Source organism: Lysobacter xanthus (genome assembly GCF_047159895.1).
Window position 1 is genome coordinate 1 of sequence record NZ_BAAGAB020000050.1, and the last position, 21,585, is coordinate 21,585.

16 protein-coding genes, 1 pseudogene and 1 riboswitch are annotated in these 21,585 nt (G+C 71.0%); of the genes and pseudogenes, 9 read left to right on the plus strand and 8 right to left on the minus strand.

Annotation, left to right across the window (positions count from 1 at the left end):
• Positions 1 to 75: 75 nt before the first annotated feature.
• Both ACY35P_RS11580 and ACY35P_RS11585 read left to right on the plus strand, forming a co-directional pair.
• Positions 76 to 219, plus strand: a pseudogene (locus ACY35P_RS11580) (efflux RND transporter periplasmic adaptor subunit); the annotation flags it as partial.
• 14 nt (positions 220 to 233) lie between these two features.
• On the plus strand, positions 234 to 3,449 hold the full coding sequence (locus ACY35P_RS11585) for an efflux RND transporter permease subunit (RefSeq protein WP_462115990.1): 3,216 nt from the start codon (positions 234 to 236) through the stop codon (positions 3,447 to 3,449).
• Between the two features lie 37 nt (positions 3,450 to 3,486).
• Here the strand turns inward: ACY35P_RS11585 and thrC are convergent, their stop codons facing one another.
• From thrC to ACY35P_RS11600, 3 genes are read right to left on the minus strand one after another with little or no spacing between them, the layout of a single operon-like run.
• Positions 3,487 to 4,770, minus strand: coding sequence for a threonine synthase (gene thrC / locus ACY35P_RS11590; RefSeq protein ID WP_462115991.1), 1,284 nt, complete (start codon positions 4,768 to 4,770; stop codon positions 3,487 to 3,489).
• Positions 4,767 to 5,705 carry a homoserine kinase gene (locus ACY35P_RS11595; RefSeq protein ID WP_462115992.1) on the minus strand — a complete coding sequence of 313 codons (939 nt, stop codon included), beginning with the start codon at positions 5,703 to 5,705 and terminating at the stop codon, positions 4,767 to 4,769. The genes thrC and ACY35P_RS11595 overlap by 4 nt, the downstream gene beginning before the upstream one ends.
• Positions 5,702 to 6,844, minus strand: coding sequence for a homoserine dehydrogenase family protein (locus tag ACY35P_RS11600; RefSeq protein ID WP_462115993.1), 1,143 nt, complete (start codon positions 6,842 to 6,844; stop codon positions 5,702 to 5,704). The genes ACY35P_RS11595 and ACY35P_RS11600 overlap by 4 nt, the downstream gene beginning before the upstream one ends.
• Positions 6,845 to 7,175: 331 nt before the next feature.
• A riboswitch (TPP riboswitch) is annotated at positions 7,176 to 7,270 on the plus strand.
• 70 nt (positions 7,271 to 7,340) lie between these two features.
• On the opposite strand from ACY35P_RS11600, the gene thiC reads away from it, so the two are divergent.
• Genes thiC through ACY35P_RS11615 form a run of 3 tightly spaced genes read left to right on the plus strand, consistent with a single transcriptional unit; the run spans position 7,341 to position 11,100 of the window.
• Positions 7,341 to 9,215 carry a phosphomethylpyrimidine synthase ThiC gene (gene thiC / locus ACY35P_RS11605; RefSeq protein ID WP_462115994.1) on the plus strand — a complete coding sequence of 625 codons (1,875 nt, stop codon included), beginning with the start codon at positions 7,341 to 7,343 and terminating at the stop codon, positions 9,213 to 9,215.
• Between the two features lie 60 nt (positions 9,216 to 9,275).
• On the plus strand, positions 9,276 to 10,127 hold the full coding sequence (locus ACY35P_RS11610) for a sulfotransferase family protein (protein WP_462115995.1): 852 nt from the start codon (positions 9,276 to 9,278) through the stop codon (positions 10,125 to 10,127).
• 7 nt (positions 10,128 to 10,134) lie between these two features.
• A complete protein-coding gene (locus tag ACY35P_RS11615) occupies positions 10,135 to 11,100 on the plus strand; it encodes an aspartyl/asparaginyl beta-hydroxylase domain-containing protein (RefSeq protein ID WP_462115996.1) in 966 nt (321 codons plus the stop codon).
• Positions 11,101 to 11,163: 63 nt separating this feature from the next.
• Here the strand turns inward: ACY35P_RS11615 and ppa are convergent, their stop codons facing one another.
• From ppa to ACY35P_RS11630, 3 genes are all read right to left on the minus strand, one after another.
• Positions 11,164 to 11,712 carry an inorganic diphosphatase gene (ppa, locus tag ACY35P_RS11620; RefSeq protein WP_462115997.1) on the minus strand — a complete coding sequence of 183 codons (549 nt, stop codon included), beginning with the start codon at positions 11,710 to 11,712 and terminating at the stop codon, positions 11,164 to 11,166.
• A 144-nt stretch (positions 11,713 to 11,856) separates the two neighbouring features.
• Positions 11,857 to 13,506, minus strand: coding sequence for a mechanosensitive ion channel (locus ACY35P_RS11625; RefSeq protein WP_462115998.1), 1,650 nt, complete (start codon positions 13,504 to 13,506; stop codon positions 11,857 to 11,859).
• Positions 13,507 to 13,673: 167 nt separating this feature from the next.
• Complete coding sequence (locus ACY35P_RS11630; RefSeq protein ID WP_462115999.1) at positions 13,674 to 15,737, minus strand: sodium-translocating pyrophosphatase; 2,064 nt, start codon at positions 15,735 to 15,737, stop codon at positions 13,674 to 13,676.
• A 201-nt stretch (positions 15,738 to 15,938) separates the two neighbouring features.
• Here ACY35P_RS11630 and ACY35P_RS11635 point away from each other — a divergent pair, with 201 nt between their 5' ends.
• The gene (locus ACY35P_RS11635; protein WP_462116000.1) at positions 15,939 to 16,430 is read left to right on the plus strand and encodes a hypothetical protein; all 492 of its coding nucleotides are present in this window, start codon (positions 15,939 to 15,941) and stop codon (positions 16,428 to 16,430) included.
• A gap of 6 nt (positions 16,431 to 16,436) precedes the next feature.
• Here ACY35P_RS11635 and ACY35P_RS11640 read toward each other — a convergent pair whose 3' ends face one another.
• On the minus strand, positions 16,437 to 17,693 hold the full coding sequence (locus ACY35P_RS11640) for a 6-phosphofructokinase (protein WP_462116001.1): 1,257 nt from the start codon (positions 17,691 to 17,693) through the stop codon (positions 16,437 to 16,439).
• Positions 17,694 to 17,807: 114 nt separating this feature from the next.
• Here ACY35P_RS11640 and ACY35P_RS11645 point away from each other — a divergent pair, with 114 nt between their 5' ends.
• The 3 genes from ACY35P_RS11645 to mpl are packed head-to-tail and all read left to right on the plus strand — an operon-like array spanning position 17,808 to position 20,230.
• Complete coding sequence (locus ACY35P_RS11645; protein ID WP_462116002.1) at positions 17,808 to 18,386, plus strand: adenylate kinase; 579 nt, start codon at positions 17,808 to 17,810, stop codon at positions 18,384 to 18,386.
• A 22-nt stretch (positions 18,387 to 18,408) separates the two neighbouring features.
• Positions 18,409 to 18,789, plus strand: a complete 381-nt coding sequence (locus ACY35P_RS11650; protein WP_462116003.1) for a lysozyme inhibitor LprI family protein — start codon at positions 18,409 to 18,411, stop codon at positions 18,787 to 18,789.
• 40 nt (positions 18,790 to 18,829) lie between these two features.
• The gene (mpl, locus tag ACY35P_RS11655; protein ID WP_462116004.1) at positions 18,830 to 20,230 is read left to right on the plus strand and encodes a UDP-N-acetylmuramate:L-alanyl-gamma-D-glutamyl-meso-diaminopimelate ligase; all 1,401 of its coding nucleotides are present in this window, start codon (positions 18,830 to 18,832) and stop codon (positions 20,228 to 20,230) included.
• 4 nt (positions 20,231 to 20,234) lie between these two features.
• Here the strand turns inward: mpl and ACY35P_RS11660 are convergent.
• The coding region (locus ACY35P_RS11660; protein WP_462116005.1) for an LssY C-terminal domain-containing protein at positions 20,235 to 21,585 on the minus strand (1,351 nt) is incomplete at its 5' end.

The window sequence follows — 21,585 nt, forward strand, 5'->3', positions numbered from 1 at the left end:
TGTGCACGGGTTCGGTCTTGCCGGTCTCGGGGTTGCGCCAGCGCGCCTGCATGCGGCGCGCCTGGAAGGCGTCGCAGCGGCGCCTTCGGCAGCGATGCCGTGCCCGTGCTGCGCGGGCTTGCCGCGACCGACTGGGTCGTCGCCGCCGGCGGCCACCTGCTGCGCGACGGCCAGAAGGTCTCGCCGGTCGATCGCGACAACCGCCCCGTCCGCCCCTGAGCCCGGAGACCGCCATGCGCTTCAACCTCTCCGAATGGGCCCTGCGCCACCGCAGCCTCGTCGTCTACGCGATGGTGGTGCTCGCGATCGCAGGCACGCTCGCCTACCTGCGGCTCGGCCGCAGCGAGGATCCGAAGTTCACCTTCAAGGTCATGGTCGTGCGCACGCTGTGGCCGGGGGCCACTGCGGACGAGGTGGCCTCGCAGGTCACCGACCGCATCGAGAAGAAGCTGATGGAGACCGGGCAGTACGAGTTCATCCGCTCGTACTCCCGGCCGGGCGAGTCGCAGGTCATCTTCATGGCCAAGGACTCGCTGCATTCGGACCAGATCGCACCGCTGTGGTACCAGGTGCGCAAGAAGGTGGGCGACATCAAGCCGATGCTGCCGCGCGACGTGCAGGGCCCGTTCTTCAATGACGAGTTCGGCGACACGTTCGGCAACATCTACGCACTCACCGGCAAGGGCTTCGACTACGCGGTGCTCAAGCACTACGCCGAGCGCATCCAGCTGCAGCTGCAGAAGCAGAAGGACGTCGGCAAGATCGAGCTGTTCGGCGTGCAGGACGAGAAGATCTGGGTCGACCTCGACAACACGCGCCTCGCCACGCTGGGCGTGCCCGCGCAGGCGGTGTTCGATGCGCTGAACCAGCAGAACGCCGTCGCGCCCGCGGGCTTCTTCGAGACCGGCTCGGCGCGCATCGCGCTGCGCGTGGACGGTCGCTTCGATCGCGTCGAATCCATCCGGGCGTTCCCCGTGCGCGTCGGCGACCGCACGTTCCGGCTCGGCGACGTCGCGACGGTGACGCGCGGCTTCGCCGACCCGCCCGCGCCGCGCATGCGCTTCATGGGCGAGGACGCGATCGGCCTCGGCGTGGCGATGAAGGACGGCGGCGACATCCTGGCGCTCGGCCGCACGCTCGAGGCGCAACGCGTCGCGCTCGAGAAGACGCTGCCCGCCGGCATGGCGCTGCGCAAGGTGTCCGACCAGCCGGCGGCCGTCGAGGAGTCCGTCGGCGAATTCGTGCGCGTGCTCGGCGAGGCCGTCGCGATCGTGCTGCTGGTGAGCTTCTTCTCGCTCGGCCTGCGCACGGGGCTCGTCGTGGCGCTGTCGATCCCGCTCGTGCTGGCGATGACGTTCGCGGTGATGCAGTACTTCGGCGTCGGCCTGCACAAGATCTCGCTCGGCGCGCTGGTGCTCGCGCTCGGGCTTCTGGTCGACGACGCGATCATCGCGGTGGAGATGATGGCCATCAAGATGGAGCAGGGCTATTCGCGCCTGAAGGCCGCGGCATTTGCCTGGGAATCGACGGCGTTTCCCATGCTCACCGGCACGCTCATCACCGCGGCGGGCTTCCTGCCCATCGCCACCGCGCAGTCGAGCACGGGCGAGTACACGCGCTCGCTGTTCCAGGTGGTGACCATCGCGCTGCTGGTGTCGTGGATCGCGGCGGTGATGTTCATTCCCTACCTCGGCGACCGGCTCCTGCCCGACCATGGGCACGCCGCGGCGCCGAAGCCGGGATCGATCGCCGCGCGCGTGCAGGCGTTCCGCCTGCGCATGGCCGATCGCTCCCCCGCATTCGCCGACTGGATCGCGCCGCTGCCCCCGCCGCGCGACGGCCACGTCCACGACCCCTACGCGACGTCGTTCTACCGGCGCTTCCGCGGCTGGGTGCTGTGGTGCGTGCGCCGCCGCAAGACCGTCCTGGCGATCACCGCGGCGGCGTTCGTGGCGTCGATCCTGCTGTTCCGCTTCGTGCCGCAGCAGTTCTTCCCGGATTCCGTGCGTCCCGAGCTGATGGTCGACATGGAACTCGCCGAGGGCAGCTCGCTCGCGCAGACCGCCGCGCAGGCCAAGAAGCTCGAGGCCATCCTCGCGACGCGGAAGGATCTCGACAACTACGTGGCCTACGTCGGCACCGGCTCGCCGCGTTTCTACCTGCCGCTCGACCAGCAGTTGCCGGCGGCGAACTTCTCGCAGTTCGTGCTCGCACCGAAGGACGTCGAAGCGCGCGAGGCCGTGCGCGAATGGCTGATCGCCGACGTCTTTCCGCGCTTTCCCGAGCTGCAGCTGCGCGTGACGCGGCTGGAGAACGGCCCGCCGGTCGGTTATCCGATCCAGTTGCGTGTCTCCGGCGAGCACCTGGACGAAGTGCGTCGTCTCGCCGCACTGGTGCGCGAGAAGGTGCTCGCCAATCCGCACGTCACCAACGTCAACCTCGACTGGGACGAGCCGAGCAAGGTCGTGCGGCTGAAGGTGGACCAGGATCGCGCGCGTGCGCTCGGCATCAGCTCGTCGCAGCTCGCGCAGGCGCTGTCGGGCGCGCTGTCGGGCAGCAACGTCGGCACCTACCGCGAAGGAACCGAGCTGATCGGCATCGACGTGCGCGGCGCCGTGCGCGATCGAACGGACCTCGCCGCGCTGCGCGCGCTGATGATCCCGACGGCAAACGGCCGCAGCGTGCCGCTCACGCAGGTGGCGACGCTCGACTACGGTTTCGAGGACGGCATCGTCTGGCATCGCGACCGCCTGCCGACCATGACGGTGCGCGCCGACATCCGCGATGCGATGACGCCGCCGTCGGTGGTCGCCCAGCTGATGCCGGGCGTGGAACAGCTGCGCGCGCAGTTGCCGGCAGGTTATTCGATCGAGGTCGGCGGCACCGTGGAGGACTCGGCGCGCGGGCAGGACTCCATCGCCGCGGGCATGCCGCTGTTCGTCTTCGCCGTGTTCACCCTGCTGATGCTGCAGCTGCGCAGTTTCTCGCGCAGTGTGATGGTGTTCCTGACCGCGCCGCTCGGCCTGATCGGCGTGACGCTGTTCCTGCTGGTGTTCCGCGTCCCGTTCGGCTTCGTGGCGATGCTCGGCACGATCGCACTCGCGGGCATGATCATGCGCAACTCGGTGATCCTCGTGGACCAGATCGAGCAGGACCGCCACGACGGCCGCGAGGCCTGGGAGGCCATCGTCGATGCGACGGTGCGCCGCTTCCGGCCGATCGTGCTGACCGCACTCGCCGCCATCCTCGCGATGATCCCGCTGTCGCGCAGCGCCTTCTTCGGCCCGATGGCGGTCGCGATCATGGGCGGCCTGCTGGTGGCCACGTTCCTGACCCTGCTGTTCCTGCCCGCCCTGTACGCGGCGTGGTTCCGGGTGAAGGTGCCGGCCGACACCCGTGCGACGGAGCGCGCACCGGAGTTCGACGCAGCGCCGTCACTGCCGGGCTGAGGGCCGCGCGCCCGGCATCGCCGCCGGGCGCGCCGCCTCAGGCGAGGAGCGCCTCGCGCAGGGCCTGCGCGTCCGCGCGCAACGGTCGGGCGAACGCGGGACGCGCGAGGCAGTCCGCCAGCGCAGGCGGCACCGCGACGGGGGCGCCGAGACAGGGCTCCACGATGGTCTCGAACTTCGCCGGATGCGCGGTGGCGACCACCGCCCACGGACGCACGTCACCGGCGGCACGCAGTCGCGCGAGCACGTCGAAGGCGGTCGCGGTGTGGGGGCAGGCGACGTAGGCGTGGCGCCGGAACGTGTCGACGATGGAGGCCCGGATCGCCGCGTCGTCGACCGAGTGCGCGCGCATCGCGCCACGCAGCGCGTGGTCGTCGACGTGCGCATGGCGCAGGCGCTCGAAGTTGCTCGGTGCGCCGACGTCCATCGCATTGGCGAGCGTGGCGACGGTGTCGCCCGGGCGGTAGGCCGCGCCGTGGAAATAGCGCGGCAGCACGTCGTTGGCATTGGTCGCCAGCACGATCTCGCCGATCGGCAGTCCCATCGCGCGGGCGAGCCAGCAGGCCGAGGCATTGCCGAGGTTGCCGGTGGGAATGACGACGTTCAGCGGTTCGCCGGTGAGGTCGCGTGCGTCCAGCGCGGCCTGCGCGTAGTACGCGGCCTGCGGCAGGAGCCGGCCGAGGCTGATGCTGTTCGCCGCGCCCAGGGCGACCTTCGCGCGCAGGGCCTCGTCGGCCAGCGCCTGCTTCACGAGGTGCTGGCAGTCGTCGAACGTGCCGTCCACGCGCAGGGCGAGGACGTTGTCGCCCCAGCAGCCGAGCCCGTGCGCCTGCCTCGGCGAGACGCGGCCGTCCGGATACAGCACGACGACGCGGAAGCCCGGCCGGCGATGGAAGGCGGCGGCCACCGCGGCGCCGGTATCGCCCGACGTGGCGACGAGGATGGTGAGTTCCGGGTCGTCCGCGCCGCGCAGCGCGTCGAGCGACGCCGCGAGGAAGCGGGCGCCGAAGTCCTTGAAGGCGGCCGTCGGCCCGTGGAACAGCTCGAGCACCGCGTCGCGATGGTCGAGCCAGCGCAGCGGCGCGTCGAAGTCGAACGCGGTCGCGGCGATGGCGGGCAACCGCGCTTCGAGGCGCGAGCCCGCGACGTACGGCGCGAGCAGGGACGCCGCGGTGGCGGCGAGTCCCCGGGACGGATCGATTCGCGGTGCGGCCGGGATCGTCTCCGGCATGTACAGCCCACCGTCGGGCGCGAGGCCCGCGGCGAGCGCGGTGTCGAGGTCGACCGCCGGCGCCCGGCCGCGCGTGCTGACGTACCTCATGGCACCACTTCGGCGCGCGGACCGTTGACCGGCGAAATCCAGGCGCGGCTCGCCAGCTCCGCGCCACGGAAGGCGTCGACCATCGACGCACCGCCGGCCTCCGCCTCGGCGCGCGAATCGAACCAGCCGAAGACGGTGGGCCCGGCACCGGAAATGCTCGCGCCGAGCGCGCCGGCGTCGAGCGCGGCCTGCTTCACCGCTTCGAAGCCGGGAATGAGCGGTGCGCGACGCGGTTCCACCAGCACGTCGCGCAGGCCGTCGCGGACGAGTGCGCGATCCCCGCGCGAGAGCCCGGTAAGGAACAGGGCGAGGTGGGCGCTCTGGTCGACGAACGCGCCGAGCGCGTAGGGCTCGGTCAGCACCGCGCGGGCCTCGCGCGTCTCGAGCACGAAGTCGGGGTGCACCGCGGCGCAGAACAGCGCGGGCGCGTCGAGGCGGATCGCGCGCGTCGGCGTCGCCAGCACGATGCCGCCGAGCAGCATCGGCGCGACGTTGTCGCCGTGCAGGCTGCCGCTCGCGACCGACTCGCCGGCCAGCGCGAACGGGTACAGCGCCTCGCGCGACAGCGGCGCGTCGAGCAGTGCATTCGCGGCGACCAGCGCCGCCACGCAGGAGGCCGCCGAGCCGCCGAGCCCGGAACCCAGCGCGATGCCCTTGTGCAGGCGGATGGCGAAGCCGTGCTTCAGCCCGAGCGACGACTGCAGCTCGGCGAGCGCGCGCCCCGCGGTATTGCGCAGCGCCTCCAGCGGAATGCGCGCAAGGCCCGGCACGTCGCCGTCGATGCCGTCAATGCGGATCACGGGCTCGTCGAGCAGGTACACGGTGGCACCGTCGCCGGGGCCGTCGATGGTGTGGCCGAGCAGGTCGAAACCCACGCCGATGTTGCCGATGCTCGCAGGCGCGAAGGCGCGGGCGACGCGCGGGGAAGGACTCACAGGCGGGCTCCGAGATGGTGGGCGATCGCGAGGACGTCGCCGAAGACGCCGGCGGCGGTCACCTCGGGGCCCGCGCCGGGGCCCTGCACCACCAGCGGATTATCCGCGTAGCGGCGGGTGCGGAACCGGATCAGGTTGTCGCTCAGGCGGCCCTGCAGCGTTGCATCGCCGGGTTCGGGGGTGACCAGGCCGACGTGCGCACCGTCGCCATCGAGCCGTGCCACATAGCGCAGCGCACGACCGCGGGCCGTCGCCTCTGCGAAGCGGGCGGCCATCGGCGCATCGAGGCGGTGCAGGTTCGCGAGCGCGGCCTCGCGCGGCAGGGCCTGCAGGTCGGGCGGCACCAGGCTCTCTACCTGCACGTCGTCGATTTCGAGCGCATGCCCCGCCTCGCGGGCGAGGATCACCAGCTTGCGCGCGACGTCCCGGCCGGACAGGTCGTCGCGCGGGTCGGGCTCGGTGTAGCCGAGGTCGTGCGCCTCGCGAACGAGCTGCGAGAACGGCACGCGGCCGTCGTAGCGGTTGAAGAGCCAGGCCAGCGTGCCCGACAGCACGCCGTCGACGCCGAGCAGGTCGTCGCCCGTATCGAGCTGGCTGCGGAGCGTCTGAATCACCGGCAGGCCGGCCCCGACGCTCGCTTCGTGGCGGAACCGGCCGCCGTCGCGGCTGGCCTCGCGGATCGCCTGCCAGCGCGCCAGCGGCCCGCTGCCGGCGTGCTTGCTCGGGGTCACGACGTGCAGGCCCTGCGCGAGCCAGCGCGGATAGTGGTCGACCACCGCGTCGCTGCCGGAGCAGTCGACCAGCACCGCCTGCAGGCGGCCCTCGTCGACGAGGTGCGGGCCGAAGCGGTGGAGATCGCTCGCGGGCGCGCCGTCGAAGCCGTGCATGACCCGGTCGAGATCGCCGCGCGCGGCCCCCAGCCACATGCGGCGACGGTCCGTCACCCCGCGGAGCACGAGGTCGACGCCTTGGCAGCGCAGCGCGGCAGCCGTTTCCGCCCACTGGGCCAGCCAGGCGCGCCCGACCTTCCCGGGGCCGACGAGGCCGAGCGCGAGCGTCGTGGTCGTCCCGCCCGCAGCCCGGGCCGCGGTGCGGGGAGGGGGCGGGGACAGCGGTCGGGCGGGCAGGACGGCGGGCATGGCAGGGCGCTCCTTTGCGGGAGCCCCGTGTCCGTCGGAAGGCGGGCCTGCCCGCATCCGGTCCGGATGCGGGGCGGGTGATGGACGGTCAGTCCGGGATCACGCGCAACCGCATCCTCCACGACGTGGTCGTGGTGGTGCGGGTGCTGGTACCGAGGCCGTGGCGCATGGCGTCGCCCGTCGCGAGAGTCGCGATCACGGAAGCGGCGGCAGGGGCGCGGAGGGCGGTCACGGCCCGAGTAGACGACGGCCGGCGGAGACTGTCAAAGCGCCCGGGTGAACGTCGCACGCCCCGGCCGGTGGCCCCGGCGGGCCCGTCGTGCTGAAATGCCGGCGGAAGCGGGGGTACCGGCTGGCCCGGTTGAGAGAGTCCCTTCGAACCTGATGCGGTTGAGACCGCCGTAGGGAAGCTTCGCAGGACGCCGTGCGTCCATGCGCCGCCCGCTCGCACGCACGCCGGATGTCCGGCGCTCGCCCCCATGCCGCGGACGAACGAATGAACGCAGTCGCCACCGAACTCCTCCAGCAGGCCGAAAAGCTCTCGGCCGACGTCGTCCGCCCGATCCCGGGCTCGCGCAAGATCCATGTCGAAGGCTCCCGCCCGGACCTCCGCGTGCCCATGCGCGAGATCGCGCTCGCCCGCACGCCGACCCTGTTCGGCGGCGAGGAGAACGCGCCGCTCGCCGTCTACGACTGCTCGGGCCCGTACACGGACGAGACCGCGACGATCGATCTGTCGACGGGCCTGTCGCCGCTGCGGGCGCAATGGATCGCCGAGCGCGGCGATACGGCCGTGCTGCCCGGCCTGTCGTCCGAGTTCGGCCGCGCGCGCGAGCACGACCCGAAGCTCGCCCACATCCGCTTCGGCAACCGCGCGCTGCCGCGTCGGGCCGTGGCCGGCGCCAACGTCACGCAGATGCATTACGCGCGCCGCGGCATCGTCACGCCGGAAATGGAGTTCATCGCGATCCGCGAGAACCAGCGCATCGAGGCGATCCGCGAGGCGCACCTGCTGCGCCAGCACGCCGGCGAGCCCTTCGGCGCGGCGATCCAGAAGATCATCACGCCCGAGTTCGTGCGCGACGAGGTCGCCCGCGGCCGCGCCATCATCCCCAACAACATCAACCACCCCGAGAGCGAGCCGATGATCATCGGCCGCAACTTCCTGACCAAGGTCAACGCGAACATCGGCAACAGCGCGGTGTCATCGGGCATCGCCGAGGAGGTCGAGAAGCTCGTCTGGTCGATCCGCTGGGGCGCGGACACGGTGATGGATCTGTCGACCGGCAAGCACATCCACGAGACGCGCGAGTGGATCATCCGCAACTCGCCGGTGCCGATCGGCACGGTGCCGATCTACCAGGCACTCGAAAAGGTCGACGGCCGCGCGGAAGAGCTCAACTGGGAGATCTTCCGCGACACGCTGATCGAGCAGGCGGAGCAGGGCGTCGACTACTTCACGATCCACGCCGGCGTGCTGCTGCGCTACGTGCCGCTCACTGCCAGCCGCGTGACCGGCATCGTCAGCCGCGGCGGCTCGATCATGGCGAAGTGGTGCCTCGCGCACCACAAGGAGAATTTCCTCTACACGCACTTCGAGGAGATCTGCGAAATCATGAAGGCGTACGACGTCGCCTTCTCGCTCGGTGACGGCCTGCGCCCGGGCTCGATCGCCGACGCGAACGACGCCGCGCAGTTCGGCGAGCTCGAAACCTTGGGCGAGCTCACGCAGATCGCCTGGAAGCATGACGTCCAGACCATGATCGAAGGCCCCGGCCACGTGCCGATGCACCTGATCAAGGAGAACATGGACAAGCAGCTGCGCGAGTGTGGCGAGGCGCCGTTCTACACGCTGGGCCCGCTGACCACCGACATCGCGCCGGGCTACGACCACATCACCAGCGCGATCGGCGCGGCGATGATCGGCTGGTTCGGCACCGCGATGCTCTGCTACGTCACGCCGAAGGAGCACCTGGGCCTGCCGAACAAGCACGACGTGCGCGAAGGGCTGATGGCCTACAAGATCGCCGCGCACGCGGCCGACCTCGCGAAGGGCCATCCGGGCGCGCAGGCGCGCGACAACGCGATGAGCAAGGCCCGCTTCGAGTTCCGTTGGGAGGACCAGTTCAACCTCGGCCTCGACCCCGAGCGGGCGCGCGAGTACCACGACGAGACGCTGCCGAAGGACGCGCACAAGACCGCGCACTTCTGCTCGATGTGCGGCCCGCATTTCTGCTCGATGAAGATCACGCAGGACGTGCGCGACTACGCCAAGGACAATCCGGAGTCGCTGGCCGAGATCGAGAAGGGCATGGCGGAGAAGTCGGCGGAGTTCCGCGCCGCAGGGGCGCAGGTCTACCACAAGGCCTGATCGCCACCGCCGGGACGTCCGACACGGGCGTCCCGGTCCTCCGGCTGGCATCCTGTCGGCATGTCCATTTCCTTCGACCGGCCGGTCATCATCCTCAGCCCGCCGCGCTCGGGCTCCACGCTGTTCTTCGAGACGCTCGCGCAGGCCCCGGGCCTGTACACGATCGGCAGCGAGAGCCACGGCGTCATCGAGCGCATCCAGGGCCTGCATCCGTCGCATCGCGGCTACGACTCCAACCGCCTCGACGTCGCCGATGCGACGCCCGCCGTGGTGGACGCCGTGCGCGCCGGTTTCGCGGCCGGCCTGCGTGATCGCGACGGCCGCGGTGCGCCCGACGGCGCGGTCGTCCGCTTCCTCGAGAAGACGCCGAAGAACAGCCTGCGCATCCCGTTCCTCGACCGCGTGTTCCCCGACGCGCGCTACGTGGTGCTCTACCGCGATCCGCGCGAAGTGCTGGCGAGCATGATCGAGGCCTGGCGCTCGGGCCGTTACCGGATGTATCCGTTCCTGCCGGGCTGGACCGGACCGACGTGGTCGCTGCTGCTGGTGCCCGGCTGGCGCGAGCTCATCGGCCGGCCACTCGAGCACGTTGTCGCCGCCCAGTGGGCGGTCACCATGAACGCGCTCATCGACGACCTGTCGGCGTTCCCGGACGATCGCGTGGTGCGCGTGCGCCACGACGCGTTCCTTGCCGACCCCAATGCGACGGCCGCGCGCGTCGCGCACGCGGTGGACCTCCGCTGGGATCGCGACCTCGCCGCGCTCCCGTTCTCGCGCCACACGCTCACGCCGCCGCGTCCGGGCAAGTGGCGTGCGCACGAGGAGGCCATCCGCCGCGTCTGGCCGCTGGTCGAGCCGACCGCGCGCCGCGCCTGCGACTTCTTCGGCGCGCCGCCGCCCGAAGCGCCCTGAGGCCACCATGAAGCTCCACGCTCCGTTCGTGCAGTTGCCACTGCTGTTCGATGCCGCCGGCCTCGCCGCGGAAATCGCGCAGTTCCCGGAAAGCGCCTGGCGCCCGCATCCGCAGGGTTACGCCGGCAATTCGATGCTGCCGCTCGTGGCGGTGAACGGCGATCCCGCGAACGAGATGTTCGCCGGGGCGATGAAACCGACGCCCGCGCTCGAACGCTGCCCGAAGCTGCGGCAGGTGCTCGCGGCGGTCGGGGCCACCGTGGGCCGCACGCGACTGATGCGCCTAGCCGGCATGGCCGAGGTGAAGCGCCATGTCGACCAGGGCTACTACTGGGCCGAGCGCGTGCGCATCCACGTGCCGATCGTGACGCAGCCCACCGTGCGCTTCGAATGCGGCGACGACGTCGTCAACATGGCCGCGGGGGAGTGCTGGATCTTCGACACGTGGCGCCAGCATCGCGTGCACAACGACGCGACGGCCTCGCGCGTCCACCTCGTCATCGACACCGTCGGCGGCGAGGCGTTCTGGAATCTCGTCGACCGCGGCCGCATTCCCGGCGTGTCCGCGGAGGGCTGGCAGGCGCAGACGGTCGAATGGCGCGACACGCCGGCGCCGTTCGCGCTCGAAACGCGCAACATCCCGCGCGTGATGACGCCCTGGGAACTTGGCAAGCACCTGAATTTCCTGCTCGGCGAGGCGCTGCCGCATCCGCAGCTCGACGTCGTGCGCGGCCACGTCGCGCGCCTGCTGCGGCAGTGGGCCGGCCTGTGGGCGGCGCATGGCGATGCCCCCGAAACCGCGCCGCGGTTTCGCGAGGCCTTCGACCGTTTCGTCGCCACCGTGCAGCCGCTCACGCAGGACCTCGCACTCGCGAACGAGACGCGCTGGATCGATGGCGTGATGCTGATGCTCGGGCGCAGCGTGGTGCCGCCTTCGCGACCGCCGGCGATGCCGCCGCGCGCGATGGCCTGAGCCGGCGCCGACCCAGAAAAAAAGCCGCCCGGAGGCGGCCTTTTGCGTGCGCACGATCGCCGATCAGTAGTTCGGCTTGTCGGTCGCGTCCTCGTAGCTCTTCATCGCGTCGAGGAGGATCTGCTTGGCTTCCTCGGCATTGCCCCAGCCCGAGATCTTCACCCACTTGCCCTTCTCGAGATCCTTGTAGTGCTCGAAGAAGTGGCCGATGCGCTCGCACCAGTGCGGGGAGACCTGCGACAGGTCCTGGATGTGCGAGTAGCCGTTGAACACCTTGTCGACCGGCACCGCGAGCAGCTTCTCGTCGGAGCCCGCCTCGTCGGTCATCTTCAGCACGCCCACCGGGCGGCAGCGGATGACCGAGCCGGGGATCAGCGGCAGCGGCAGGATGACGAGCACGTCGGCCGGGTCGCCGTCGCCGCAGACCGTGTGCGGCACGTAGCCGTAGTTGCACGGATACCGCATCGGCGTGGACAGGATGCGGTCCACGAAGATCGCGCCGGACTCCTTGTCGACCTCGTACTTGACGGGCTCGGCGTCCTTGGGGATCTCGATGATGACGTTGATCTCGTGCGGCGGGTTCTTGCCGGTGGGGACGTGGCCCAGGCCCATTGCATGCTCCGGATAGCGAGGCGCCCGCCGGTTCGGCGGGCGCGGGGTTGCGGATTCTAGCGGCCCTTCTGCTGCGCTGCAGCAGTCCCGGGCCCCGGCCGGCGGATGGAGACGACGAGGTGCTCCATCCGCCGGCGCCCTGTGTCACATGCGGTCCGGCGGGCGGCGGTTCGTGTACTCGTCCGCCCAGCGGTTCGCGATCTTGCCCGCCGCATCGCGGCCGCCCAGGCCGAAGGCGAGCGCCACGGCGACCGCGATCGCGCCGAGCACCAGCCCGAAGGCGAGGTTGACGATGTCGTCGGCGACGCCCATCGCGCGCAGGCCCATCGCGGTCACCAGGCCCAGGATCGCGAAGCGCACGATGCGGGCGAGGCTGCGGCTGTCCGGGTTCGCGCGCTCGATGGCACGGCCCGCCACGTCGGCGAGCCACCAGCCCACCGCGAGGATCACGAGACCGAGCAGCACGTCGGCACCGAAGTCGATGAACTGCTGCAGCAGCGCATTGATGCCGGCGAAGCCGAGCATCGAGGCGGCCTCGACGGTCGCGAACAACATGATGAAGAACAGCGCGAGCTTGCCGCCGAACGCCGACAGGGTGCCGCCGCTGCGGTCCACCGACGCCGCGGTGGAGGTCGGCGTCGGGGCCGGCGTGCGCGCCATCGCGTCGGTCGGCGTGCCGGCATAGCCCTGGGCCTCGGCGGCGCGTTCCATCGTGGAGGTCGCCATCAGCACGTCCGAACCGGTGGTCGGTGCCGGGGTCGGCAGGCCGGTGTCCGGGTCGCGGAAGGCGTGGCCGAGGCCGAGGCGCGCGGGCAGGCGGTCGAAGCCGAGGTCGGACAGCAGGCGCTCGACCAGGCTGGCGACGAAGCGGCCCAGGAACCAGGCGAGGATCAGGATCGCGGCCGCGGCGAGCAGGTTCGGGATCGCGTCGAAGAAGATGCCGAGCATCCGCGTCAACGGCGCGGAGATCGCGGAAATCTTCAGCGCGTCGAGCGCGGCGATCAGCGCCGGCACGATCACCATCACGAAGGCCAGCGTGCCGCCGAGATCGGAGAGCTTCAGCCCGCGGGTATCCGGATGCTGCTCGCTCCAGCGGTCGATGCCGGTGGCCGCCAGCAGGTTGCTGACGAGCCCGCGCACCGCCTTGGCGATCAGGAAGCCGACGCCCGCGATGATCACCGCGGCGAAGATGTTCGGCAGCATGCCGAGCAGGCTCGACGTCATGCCGGTGAGCGGCGTCATCAGGCCTTCGATCTGCAGCGCGCCGACGATCGCCGGCAGGAACAGCAGCAGGATCAGCCAGTACGCGACGTTGCCCATCGACTGCGACAGCGGCTTCATGTCCGCGCCCTGCGCGAGGCGCTCGTCCACCCGCGTCTTCGACAGCGTGCGGTTGACCAGCGTGCGCACGACGGTGGCGACGAGCCAGGCGACGAGGGCGAGGCCGACGGCCAGCAGCAGGCGCGGCAGGTAGAGCATCACGCTGGTGGCGAGCGTGCTCAGCGGGCCGGACACACCCTGCACCTGCAGCACGCTGAACATGCCGATCAGCGCGAGCAGCATGATCGCCCAGAAGACGACCCGGCCCGCGATGCGCTCGAAGTCGACGCTCGTCTGCGTATGCGCACCGAGGCGCTGGTTGGTGCCGAAGCCCGAGAGCGCACGGCGCGTGGCGGCCGACGCGATGAGCGCGACGATCCAGCCGATGAGGAGGATGGCGATGCCACCGAGCACGCTCGGCAGGTAGACGCCGAGGGAGTTCTGCAATGAAGCCTGCCAGGGACGGTCGGGCACGGTGGGAGTCCTCCATGTCGTGCGCCGCGGGCTGCGGCGACAGCCCCGGGACCGTAGTCCCCATCGCATCAAGGCGACGTCGCGGCCGCTCGCCCCGTCGCGCCCGGGCCCGGAAACGACGAAGGGCGACCCGGAGGCCGCCCTTCGCAGGTGCATCGCGTCGCGAATCAGCCGCCGAGGAGCGGCACCAGCAGCAGCGCGACGATGTTGATGATCTTGATCAGCGGGTTGATCGCCGGGCCCGCGGTGTCCTTGTAGGGATCGCCCACGGTGTCGCCGGTGACCGCCGCCTTGTGCGCCTCGGAGCCCTTGCCCCCGAAGTGGCCGTCCTCGATGTACTTCTTGGCGTTGTCCCAGGCGCCGCCGCCGGTGGTCATCGAGATCGCGACGAACAGGCCGGTGACGATCGTGCCGATCAGCAGGCCGCCGAGCGCCTTCGGGCCCAGCAGCAGGCCGACCACGATCGGCACCGCGACGGGAAGAAGCGAAGGGATGATCATTTCCTTGATCGCCGACTTGGTCAGCATGTCCACCGCGCGGTCGTACTGCGGCTTGCCGGTGCCTTCCATGATTCCCGGGATCTCGCGGAACTGGCGGCGCACTTCCTCGACCACCGCGCCGGCCGCGCGGCCGACGGCTTCCATTGCCATCGCGCCGAACAGGTACGGGATCAGGCCACCGATGAGCAGGCCGATGATGACGTAGTGGTCGGACAGGTCGAAGGTCGCGGCCTGCGCCACCGTACCCGCGGCGGTCGCCCGCACCTGGTTGGCGACGTCGAGGTTGTGCGTGTAGTCGGCGAACAGCACGAGCGCGGCGAGCGCGGCGGAGCCGATCGCATAGCCCTTGGTGACGGCCTTCGTCGTGTTGCCCACCGCGTCGAGCGGATCGGTGACGTCGCGGACCTCGCTCGGCAGTTCGCTCATCTCCGCGATGCCGCCGGCGTTGTCGGTGATCGGGCCGTACGCATCGAGCGCCACGATCATGCCGGCCATCGACAGCATCGAGGTCGCCGCCACGGCGATGCCGTAGAGGCCGCCGAAGTGGAACGCGCCCCAGATCGCGAGGCACACCGCCACCACCGGCAGCGCGGTCGACTTCATCGAGACGCCGAGGCCGGCGATGATGTTGGTGCCGTGGCCGGTCGTCGAGGCGCGGGCGACGTGCTGCACCGGCTTGTACTGCGTGCCGGTGTAGTACTCGGTGATCCACACGATCGCGCCCGTCAGTGCGAGGCCGATCAGCGCGCAGTAGTAGAGGCTCATCGCGCCGTACTTCGAATCGCCCATCAGCTGCTGGGTCACGAAGAAGAAGGCGATCGCCGCGAGCACGGCCGACACGATGACGCCGCGGTAGAGCGCCCCCATGATCGAGCCGCCGGGCCGCACCTTCACCACGAACGTGCCGAAGATCGAGGCGATGATCGACACGCCGCCGAGCACCAGCGGATAGAGCACCGCGTGCGTGCCGGCTTCGGCGGCGACCAAGCCGCCGAGCAGCATCGTCGCGATGATCGTGACCGCGTACGTCTCGAACAGGTCGGCCGCCATGCCGGCGCAGTCGCCGACGTTGTCGCCGACGTTGTCCGCGATGACCGCGGGGTTGCGCGGGTCGTCCTCGGGAATGCCGGCCTCGACCTTGCCCACGAGATCGGCGCCGACGTCCGCGCCCTTGGTGAAGATGCCGCCGCCCAGGCGCGCGAAGATCGAGATCAGCGACGAGCCGAACGCGAGGCCGACCAGCGCGTGCAGCGACTGCTCCTCGGTGTAGCCCATGTGGATGTGCAGGATCGCGAAGTAGCCGGCGACGCCCAGCAGGCCGAGGCCGACCACGAGCATGCCGGTGATCGCGCCGCCGCGGAACGCGACGTCCATCGCGGGGCCGATGCCGCGACGTGCCGCTTCCGCCGTCCGGACGTTCGCGCGCACGGAAACGTTCATGCCGATGTAGCCGGCCGCGCCCGAGAGCACCGCGCCGACGAGGAAGCCGATCGCCGTCGGCCAGTTGAGGAAGATGCCGATGAGCACCAGCAGCACCACGCCCGCGATCGCGATCGTCGTGTACTGGCGGTTGAGATAGGCGCGCGCGCCCTCCTGGATGGCCCCGGCGATCTCCTGCATCCGCGCGTTGCCTGCGGGCTGCGCGGTGATCCAGCGTGCCGAGATGATCCCGTAGAGGATCGCGATGACGGCGCAAGCCACCGCCAGCGTCAAACCGTGTTGCTCCAGCATGAACCCCCCTCCCCAGTACGAAAGTGGACATCGGAAAACGGTGTTTTGAAGCCTCGGCGGCCTTCGCCGCGCGGACCGCCGGACTATGGCACAGGGCCCTCGACAAACAATGCTGCGCTGCGTGATGCCGCCGCGCGGTCCGGTGAACATGCGGTTCAGCGGCTGCGTGCAAGCCTGCCGCGTCCCTCCGGAGCCCCGCCCATGCGCCTGACCGTCCTCCTGCTCGCCGCGTTCTCCACCGCCGCCGGTGCCGCTACGCCGGAGATCCAGCGTCCGGTCGGCAGCCCGCAGGCCGACGGCGTCACCCACCTGGTCCGCGGCATCCCGGAGGCCTGCGCCTGGCTGCAGGGCACGTTCACCGGCGACGCCGCCGCGCCCTACAAGTTCGCGCCGGTGCGCAGCAGCCCGACCTGCCAGGCGCGTGCGCGCCTGCTCGATCCGGCCAAGGCGAACCCGTCCGTGGCCTCGGGCTGGACGCTCAACGACGTGGTGCGCATCCCGTCGAAGTCGTGCAGCGGCCTGCAGGCCGTGGTCAGCGTCTGGCGCAAGGCCGCCACGGGCGCGCCGCCGAAGCTCGACGCACAGGGCCGCGCGCGCCTCTACCTGCAGGACGCGAAGGCCGCGGCCGGCGGGGCGGTGCATACGCCCGCCTATTCGGCGACGGTCGCGCTCGAAGGCAAGCCCTGCGGCTGAGCGCGCTCAGCCTTCGAACGGCGCCAGCTGCCGCGGCAGGATCTGCTGCGGCAGTCGCGCGTACTTCGGCAGGCCGTCGCGGCCGTAGCGGGGCGGCGACTCGCCCCGCACCAGCGGCTCGAGGTAACGACGCGCGGCGTCGGTAATGCCGTAGCCGTCCTCGCGGATGAAGTCGTCGGGCATCGTCCGCTCGTGGTTCGCGACGGACTCGAGCGGCGCGGGCTCGACGCTCCAGCGATAGGGCCGGTCGCGCGCCCGCACGATCACCGGCATGACGCCATTGCGCCCCTTGAGTGCGTACTCGACCGCCGCGCGGCCCACCGCGGTCGCCTGCTTGAGGTCGGTCGCCGAGGCGAGGTGCCGGGCCGAGCGTTGCAGGTAGTCCGGCAGGGTCCAGTGCACCTTGTGGCCGAGGGCGTCCTTGACGCGCGCGGCCAGCAGCGAGGCGACGCCGCCGAGTTGCGTATGCCCGAACGCGTCCTGGCCACCGCCCGCGTCGGCCACGAACGTGCCGTCGGCGGTCCGGATGCCCTCGCTCGCGACCACCACGCAGAAGCCGACCCGCGCGACCGTCGCGTCGACTTTCGCGAGGAAGGTGGCCTCGTCATAGGGCCGCTCGGGGAAGAGGATCAGGTGCGGCGCCTCGTCCGGCCCATGCCCCGCGAGCCCGGCCGCCGCCGCGAGCCAGCCGGCGTGCCGGCCCATCACCTCGTAGACGAAGACCTTGGTCGACGTCTCGGCCATCGCGGCGACGTCGAAGGCCGCCTCGCGGACCGACACGGCGGTGTACTTCGCCGCCGAGCCGAAGCCCGGGCAGGTGTCGGTGGCCGCGAGGTCGTTGTCGACCGTCTTGGGCACGCCGACGCAGGTCAGCGGGTAGCCCAGCGCTTCGGCGATGCGCGAAACCTTGAGCGAGGTGTCCGCCGAGTCGTTGCCGCCGTTGTAGAGGAAATAACGGATGTCGTGCGCCCGGAAGACCTCGATCAGGCGCTCGTACTTGGCGCGATCGGCCTCCAGGCTGCCGAGCTTGTAGCGACAGGAGCCCCAGGCCCCGCCCGGCGTCTCGGACAGCGCGCGGACGGTCGCGGCCGACAGCGACGTCGTGTCCACCAGCTCCTCGCGCAGCACGCCGAGGATCCCGTTGCGGCCCGCGAGCACCCGCAGGCCATGGCGGCGGCCGGTGTCGATCACCGCGGCGGCGGTGGCGTTGATGACGGCGGTGACGCCGCCCGACTGGGCGTAGAGGAGGGTTCCGGCGGCCATGGGAATTCCAGTAAACGGGACGGTATGCGGTAAGCTGGCTCCATCATGACGGCATCGGCGGCGCCCGGCGTGGAGCGCCCGCGAACGTGCCGTTTCCTGCATCGGGAGCGACGAATGCGATTGGTACTTCTGGGAGCCCCGGGCTCGGGCAAGGGGACGCAGGCGACTCGCCTTCGGGAGCACCTCCAGGTACCGCACATCTCCACCGGCGACCTGCTGCGGGCGGAAGTCGCCGCCGGCACGCCGCTCGGGCTCGAGGCCAAGGAGATCATGGCCCGCGGCGAGCTCGTCAGCGACGCGATCCTCCTCGGCATGCTCGAGGACCGGTTCTCCCGGCCCGACACCCGCGGCGGCTTCATCCTTGACGGCTACCCGCGCAACCTGGTCCAAGCCGGCGCGATGGGCCAGCTGCTCGAGCGCATCGGCCAGCCGATGGACCATGCGGTGTTCCTCGACGTCCCGACCGAGCTGCTCGTCGAGCGCATCGCCGGCCGCGCCAAGGCGGAGGGCCGCGAGGACGACAGCCCTGAGTCCGTCCGCAAGCGCCTGCAGATCTACAACGACTCCACCGCGCCCGTCGTCGAGTACTACCGCCAGCACGGCCAGCTCAAGGTCGTCGACGGCGTGGGCTCGCTGGACGACGTGTTCACCCGCATCGTTGAAGCGATCGCGCCGGTGAAGGAAGTCGGCTGACCTTTTTCCAGGGAGCGCCACCATGAAAGGACTCATCGCCCTCGCGCTGTTCGCCACCTCCGGCGCCGCTTTCGCGAATTCGGCCTGTGACCGCGTCACCAACGACTTCGACGGCCTGTACTGCCTCAACAAGGTCTACCAGCAGGCCGACGTCGACCTCAACGCGGCCTTCAAGGCGCTCAATGGCAAGCTCGACCCCGCGGGCAAGTCGGCGCTCAAGGCGGGCCAACTCGCGTGGATGCGCCAGCGCAACGACGACTGCTCGATGCGCAAGGGCGACGGTTTCTACGTCGACCTCGACTGCGCGACGCAGACCACCATCGAGCGCACGCGCTTCCTGCAGGACCGCGTGCGCGAATGCGTGAGTTCGGGCTGCCGGAACAGCCGCCTGTCCTCGCCTTGACCCGTTCCCGCGTCGCCGGGAACCGCCACACGGATTCCCTATGAAGCTCCACATCCTCGGTATCGCGGGCACGTTCATGGGCGGCGTCGCCGCACTCGCGCGCGAGCTCGGCCACGACGTGCAGGGCAGCGACCAGGCGATCTATCCGCCGATGTCGACCCAGCTCGAGCAGCTCGGCATCAACCTCGGCCACGGCTACACGCCCGAGTGGATCGACGCGGACTGCGACCAGGTGGTGATCGGCAATGCGCTCTCGCGCGGCAACGTCGCGGTCGAGCACGTGCTCGACACCGGCATGCGCTACACCTCGGGCGCGCAGTGGCTCGCCGAGAACGTGCTGCCCGGCCGCGAGACGCTCGCGGTCGCCGGCACGCACGGCAAGACGACCACGACCTCCATCCTCGCCTTCCTGCTGGACGCCGCGCATCGCGATCCCGGCTTCCTGATCGGCGGCGTGGCGGAGAACTTCGGCACGTCCGCGCGCATCGGCAGCGGCAGGGAATTCGTGGTCGAGGCCGACGAGTACGACACCGCGTTCTTCGACAAGCGCAGCAAGTTCGTGCACTACCGTCCGACGGTCGCGATCCTCAACAACCTCGAATACGACCACGCGGACATCTTCCCGGACATCGAGTCGATCCAGCGGCAGTTCCACCACCTGGTGCGCACCGTGCCGCGCCGCGGCCGCCTGATCGTCAACGGCGCCGACGCGCGCATCGCGCAGGTGCTGGCGATGGGCTGCTGGACGCCGGTGGAGACGTTCGGCCTCGCCGATGCCGACGTCAACGAGACGCCCTTCGACTGGACCGCGCGCCTCGTCGAGCCCGACGGCTCGAAGTTCGTGGTGCTGCACGGCGGGCAGGAGGTCGGCACGGTGGAGTGGTCGTTGCTGGGCCGCCACAACGTCATGAACGCGCTCGCCGCGCTGGCCGCGGTGAACGCGGTGGGCGTCGAGCCGCGCAAGGTCATCCCGTCGCTGCTGCGCTTCCGCAGCGTCAAGCGGCGCATGGAAGTCGTCGGCATCGTCGGCGACGTCTGCATCTACGACGACTTCGCCCACCATCCGACCGCGATCGAGACGACGCTCGAGGGCCTGCGCAGCAAGGTCGGCGACGCGCGCATCGCGGTGGCGATGGAGCCGCGCAGCAATTCGATGCGGCTGGGCGCGCACGCCGAGGCGCTCGCGCCGTCGCTCGCGCAGGCCGACATCGTCGTCTTCCTGCATCGCCCGGAGCTGCAATGGGATGCGACCAAGGTCGTCGAAGGACTGCGTGGCGATGCGCTGGCGGTACCCGACGTCGACACGATGCTGCGCGAACTGCGCAATCGCGTGCACCTCGGCGACCATGTGGTCTTCATGTCCAACGGCGGCTTCGACGGCGCGCCGCGCCGCTTCCTCGCACTCCTTCAGAAGGACGGCGTGATCCCGGCCGGCGGCTGAGCCGTCAGCGCGGCGCGCGCACGCGCAGGACATCGACGCCTGCGGGCGTCGACTCCACGCGGTTGGGCAGGGCCCGGAGCGCGTCGAAGGCCGGCATCGCATCCGAGGCGGTGAACGGCTGCGGGCGCCACATCGCCAGCGCGTCGAACGGACGCGTCAGCACGAGGCGTTGCGCCGTGCCGAGCCACAGGGGCCGGCCGTCGCCGAGCACCGCCGGCGCGCGCCACAGGCGAAGCACGAAGCGCTCGTCGAAGCGCGCGCCGTCGCGGACCAGGAGCAGCACCTCGGGGCGTGCGTCGAGGCTCGCCGCGAGCACCGGCTGCCGCTGCGGCGGGCGGTCGTCATCGAGCAGGCCCAGCACGCCGGTCCAGTCCGCCTGCGGCTGCACGCGCCAGCCGCGTGCGACCAGCGTGCGCTGCACGGTCGCCAGGTCGCCGGCCACCTGCACGTTCAGCGGCCAGCCGCCGTGCCGCGCATGCTCGTCGCGCAGCGCGGGCAGTCGCCGCCAGTCCTCGCGCCACCAGCCCTCCGCATCGAGCACGAGCGACGCCGACGGCGGCGCGAAGCGGGCGAGCATCGGCGCCGAGGCCCGCGGCGCGTGCCAGAGCGCGGCGAGCGCCAGCGTGACGTAGAACAGCGTCGCCAGCGGGCGCATCCAGAACGAGCGCGAGACGTGGCGCCGGTACGCGAGGCCCAGCACGAGCAGCCAGCCGATGCCGAACAGCGTGCCGCCCAGCACGTCGCTGACCCAGTGCGCGCCGAAGTAGAGGCGCGCGAACGCGACCAGCGTCGTCAGCACGCCGGCCAGCAGGTATGGCCAGACGCGGCGGCGACCGGGCAGCTCGCGGGCGATCAGCACCGCGAAGAAGCCCAGCACCACGGTCATCATCGTCACCGCCACCGACGGGAAGCCGAAGCCCGGGGGCGCCGTGGGCGGCCTCGGCATGTCGACCACCGCCTGCAGCAGCGCGGTGAGCGCGAGGCCGAACACCACCGCCGCGAGCCAGTGCGCGGCCGCCATCCAGCGTCGGCGCCACAGCAGGTAGAGCAGCGCCACCGCCACCGCGGGCCCGAGCACCTGCGCGTCGCCGAGGCTCGCCAGCGCGGCCATCAGGCGGTCGGCGAGCGGATTGCGCAGCGCCATCATCGTCTCGTGGACGCTGTAGTCGAGGCCGAGCGGCCCGCCGTTGGCGAGCAGCAGCGCGGCGAGCGAGAACCAGCCCCAGCTGATCAGCAGGAGGCAGAGGGCCAGCATCAGCAAGGAGGCCGACTCGGGCCGGTTGGGGTCGACGAGGGCGACCGCGTAGCGCCCGAGCAGCGGATGACGGCGCGACCACCGCAGCAGCCGTGCGAGC

What these genes read in the sequence shown, in the direction of transcription:
- ppa (WP_462115997.1), bottom strand. Translation starts at nt 11,712, where the DNA reads ATGGGCCTGGGCCACGTCCCCACCGGCAAGAACCCGCCGCACGAGATC.
- ACY35P_RS11615 (WP_462115996.1), top strand. Translation starts at nt 10,135, where the DNA reads ATGAAGCTCCACGCTCCGTTCGTGCAGTTGCCACTGCTGTTCGATGCC.
- thrC (WP_462115991.1), bottom strand. Translation starts at nt 4,770, where the DNA reads ATGAGGTACGTCAGCACGCGCGGCCGGGCGCCGGCGGTCGACCTCGAC.
- thiC (WP_462115994.1), top strand. Translation starts at nt 7,341, where the DNA reads ATGAACGCAGTCGCCACCGAACTCCTCCAGCAGGCCGAAAAGCTCTCG.
- ACY35P_RS11650 (WP_462116003.1), top strand. Translation starts at nt 18,409, where the DNA reads ATGAAAGGACTCATCGCCCTCGCGCTGTTCGCCACCTCCGGCGCCGCT.
- ACY35P_RS11640 (WP_462116001.1), bottom strand. Translation starts at nt 17,693, where the DNA reads ATGGCCGCCGGAACCCTCCTCTACGCCCAGTCGGGCGGCGTCACCGCC.
- ACY35P_RS11585 (WP_462115990.1), top strand. Translation starts at nt 234, where the DNA reads ATGCGCTTCAACCTCTCCGAATGGGCCCTGCGCCACCGCAGCCTCGTC.
- ACY35P_RS11630 (WP_462115999.1), bottom strand. Translation starts at nt 15,737, where the DNA reads ATGCTGGAGCAACACGGTTTGACGCTGGCGGTGGCTTGCGCCGTCATC.
- ACY35P_RS11610 (WP_462115995.1), top strand. Translation starts at nt 9,276, where the DNA reads ATGTCCATTTCCTTCGACCGGCCGGTCATCATCCTCAGCCCGCCGCGC.
- ACY35P_RS11645 (WP_462116002.1), top strand. Translation starts at nt 17,808, where the DNA reads ATGCGATTGGTACTTCTGGGAGCCCCGGGCTCGGGCAAGGGGACGCAG.
- mpl (WP_462116004.1), top strand. Translation starts at nt 18,830, where the DNA reads ATGAAGCTCCACATCCTCGGTATCGCGGGCACGTTCATGGGCGGCGTC.
- ACY35P_RS11635 (WP_462116000.1), top strand. Translation starts at nt 15,939, where the DNA reads ATGCGCCTGACCGTCCTCCTGCTCGCCGCGTTCTCCACCGCCGCCGGT.
- ACY35P_RS11600 (WP_462115993.1), bottom strand. Translation starts at nt 6,844, where the DNA reads ATGCCCGCCGTCCTGCCCGCCCGACCGCTGTCCCCGCCCCCTCCCCGC.